Origin of the sequence: Zhongshania sp. (assembly GCF_041623545.1) — a bacterium.
Lineage (GTDB): Bacteria > Pseudomonadota > Gammaproteobacteria > Pseudomonadales > Spongiibacteraceae > Spongiibacter.
On the sequence record NZ_JBFJWS010000333.1, the window covers coordinates 1 to 3,384 of the forward strand.

The 3,384-nt window shown below is 51.6% G+C and carries 3 protein-coding genes; all 3 read right to left on the reverse strand.

Annotation, left to right across the window (positions count from 1 at the left end):
* The coding region (locus tag ABYT30_RS17360; protein WP_373097724.1) for a penicillin acylase family protein at positions 1 to 1,020 on the reverse strand (1,020 nt) is incomplete at its 3' end.
* A 515-nt stretch (positions 1,021 to 1,535) separates the two neighbouring features.
* Positions 1,536 to 2,663 carry an acetyl-CoA C-acyltransferase gene (locus tag ABYT30_RS17365; protein WP_373097726.1) on the reverse strand — a complete coding sequence of 376 codons (1,128 nt, stop codon included), beginning with the start codon at positions 2,661 to 2,663 and terminating at the stop codon, positions 1,536 to 1,538.
* A gap of 240 nt (positions 2,664 to 2,903) precedes the next feature.
* On the reverse strand, positions 2,904 to 3,384 hold a 481-nt coding region (locus ABYT30_RS17370; protein WP_373097728.1), incomplete at its 5' end, for a hypothetical protein.

Consider the following 3,384-nt stretch of genomic DNA (forward strand, 5'->3'; position numbering starts at 1 on the left):
AATCATTGCCTCTGGTTGACCATCGACCAAATAGGACGTCGGGTCCCCCGGCACCAAGCTCAGCTGATAGGGCGTAAATCGCCACGCCGACGACACCGTGTGACTCCACGCCAGATTCTGGGTGTGGCCAATCAAGATCATAGGCACGCCAAACAAGGCCGAGCCCGTGGTATCTAAAACGCCGGGAATTGTCATATGTGCTTGATGAAAACGCTCGGCGCCATCCCATGGAAAGTGCGGGTTCCCCAACAACATTCCCTTGCCATTTACCGTCGCCTCAGAACCGAGCGCAATGGCGTTGCTACCAATTTGAATTCCCTGCCACGCTGCACCGAGCTGTTCGGCAAATTGCGCGGGACTAGACATACTTGCACTCAGCGAGTTCGGCCCCGGCGGCTGCGCACTGCCAATACCGTCAATCGCCACCGCCGAACTTCCTAATAGGGCAAGCTGATAAAAGCGCCGATAAACATCTAACTCGGTAATTGGCCGTACCCAAGCCGCTCCGCGGCAGGCCGGGTCAGGTAAATTAGCGACGCCAACGTCCCGCAGGTAGCGATTGTAGCCAGCCACATAGCCCTTAACTAACTCCCGCGCCTCGGGTAAGGGACCCAGTGGCATCGCTTGCGCCATTAAGTTTTCCACCCGCTGTTCAGCGTTAATTAATTTAAAGAAAAAATCCGAGTTCAAATTATTATTAGTGGTACTGTTGCCCGTCATTGTCCAGCTTTCATCCGGACCAAAATACTTGGAACGCTCACCAGATACCGTCACATACACATCGGCAATCGTGCAAATATTGTCTTCAGCAAAGGCATAGCTGTAGCCATAGCCGATCCCGGCGTAGTCACTGGCTTTAATATGTATCATGCCATGTTCGCCGCGACGAATTTCTGTACGGTAAACAAGGCTATCCGTATTGGGGCCACCCGCTTCTGGCGACGCCGACGGAGAGTTACTTCCGCCACACGCAGACAATAGCAGGCTAGCTGCAAGGAGATACATACTTCGATTTATCATTAAATCTTCCATCTAATTTATAAAACTTAGACTATTTAAGTGCCCAAGTTAATTGGCGATTTCCGCCATTAAGTAAGTAGTCCAAATTCCCCGCACAGCAATATACAGAACATTCGCCAACGCAATACCGAGAAAATATGCTTTGTGTAGCTCGCGGCCAAAACCGATATAAAACAAGGGGAAACGAGTAGCAACGACACATAATATACGCTTCGTAACCTAATACCAAGGTTAGCGGTGGTGACCTAAGCCAGCGATAAAACAGAGAATTTATCGGCTAACAGCTAATACCGCAATGTGTTCACTTTGGAGTGGACGAACTTAAAGGCTAGCGATCTACCCTATCAGCTCAGGCGCGAACTAAGGCCTGCCTATACCACAAAGAATTGACCAACTAGCGACACCACAAGAGCTGCAGTAAGAGCGTTTAAACGTAGAGGGGATGCTCAGCGCTGCAATTCAAACGCAGCGAGGGATTGGGATGGGCTGCCCCGAGGGAGGCAGCCCCAAAAAGCTTAAACCAACTCGATAGCGACTGCGGTAGCTTCACCACCGCCAATACAGAGACTGGCTATACCGCGCTTCAAACCGCGATTGCGCAGAGCATGAATCAAGGTAACAACAATACGCGCGCCTGAGCAGCCCAGCGGGTGACCCAAGGCGCAGGCACCGCCATTTACATTAATTTTTTCTAGCGGCACGCCCAATAGCTTATGCGGTAATAGAGCAACCATTGCAAAAGCTTCGTTGAGTTCAAATAGGTCTACATCGCCCACACCCCAACCAAGACCCTTGAGTAATTTCTCAACAGCGTATACCGGCGCAATGGGGAATTGTTCGGGCGCACCGGCATGACGGGAATAGGCCAAAATCTTAGCAATTGGTTGGGCATCAAGACCACTGCCGATGAGCAATGCTGCGGCGCCGTCAGAGATTGAACTTGCGTTGGCGGCAGTAATAACACCGTCCTTGGAAAAAGCCGGACGCAATTGCCGAATTTTATCTGGGCGCGCATTGCCCGGTTGCTCGTCTTCACTGTGACCATCGTGGGCCGCAATTTCGTTCCCAAAAGCGCCGGATTTTTGTGCCGCAAGAGCACGCTCCAATGACAGCAGCGCGTAATCATCAAGTTCTTCGCGAGTAAAGCTGTGCTCCGCTGCGACCTGTTCCGCAACCAAGCCCATTAATTTACCGGAATAGGCGTCCTCGAGACCGTCAACAAACATCGCATCGCGGAGTTGGCCATGCCCCAGACGGTAGCCTTGACGGGCACGGTCCATCAAATAAGGGGCTAAACTCATACTCTCCATACCGCCAGCAATCACGAGCTTGCTGCTACCCGCCTTAATCTGATCCATACCGGTCATAATTGACTGCATGCCTGAACCGCACACTTTGCTCACGGTGACACAGGGTGTCGCCTCACTTAAGCCCGCTTTCAATGCGGCCTGACGCGCTGGTGCCTGGCCAACACCCGCGGAAATAACATTGCCCATCAACACTTCATCAATGCGGTCTGCAACATCAAAGCCTTCACACGCAGCCTGAATAGCCGTTGCGCCTAAATCTGGCGCACTCGCCTTAACAAACTGGCCATTTAAACCACCCAGTGCGGTCCGCTTAGCGGAATAGATAAATGTCATTGTTGAGCCCTGTCCCTTAAAGTCGAAGTTCTTCCAAGTCACTTAAATAAAATCAATAACTTAGATATTGTATGTGGCGGGAGATTTGGTATAGCAGCCAAATACGCCGCGATGTCAAGCGCGCAAGCATTATCCGCCCAGCGCCCCATGGTAAGCGCGAATAGTAACATAGCCATTAGTGGCGGCGTAAACACTCCGGCGACCGCCGCCACAAAGAGCTAAACCGGAAGGCTCCGCCCGCTACAGACTGCTAGGCTGGTAGTGCCGAAAACTAAGATTAAGTGTCACTTGTCCCGGTGTCCCACTCAAGCGAACAAAGTCATAAGCATGTGGTGTTGATATTGGGGCATTAAGGGCTATCTGCCCCTCCCAATTGATGATCGCTATATCGTCAAATACAGCCAATCCCTCGCGGCTGCTCGGTGGTGCTTGCTTTAAAAACACCCTTACTGCCCGAGCATTAAACTCGCCCTGCTTGGCCGCCCCGGCTTTAACTATGTCTGCAGGCATATTCAACTTTACACTAAAAGGCTGCCAGTCGAAGCTACCACCCGAATGGCGATAAACCCGCTCCCCGCCAAAGGTCAGTTCGCCAAAGCTCGCGTAATATTCTGCATCGATACTAATCGGGCCCGCGTTATCAGCCTTCACATAGCCATATAGCGTAAGGTCTTTATTTGGGGTGTCTAGCTCATCACCAACTACCCGGATTCGATTGCGA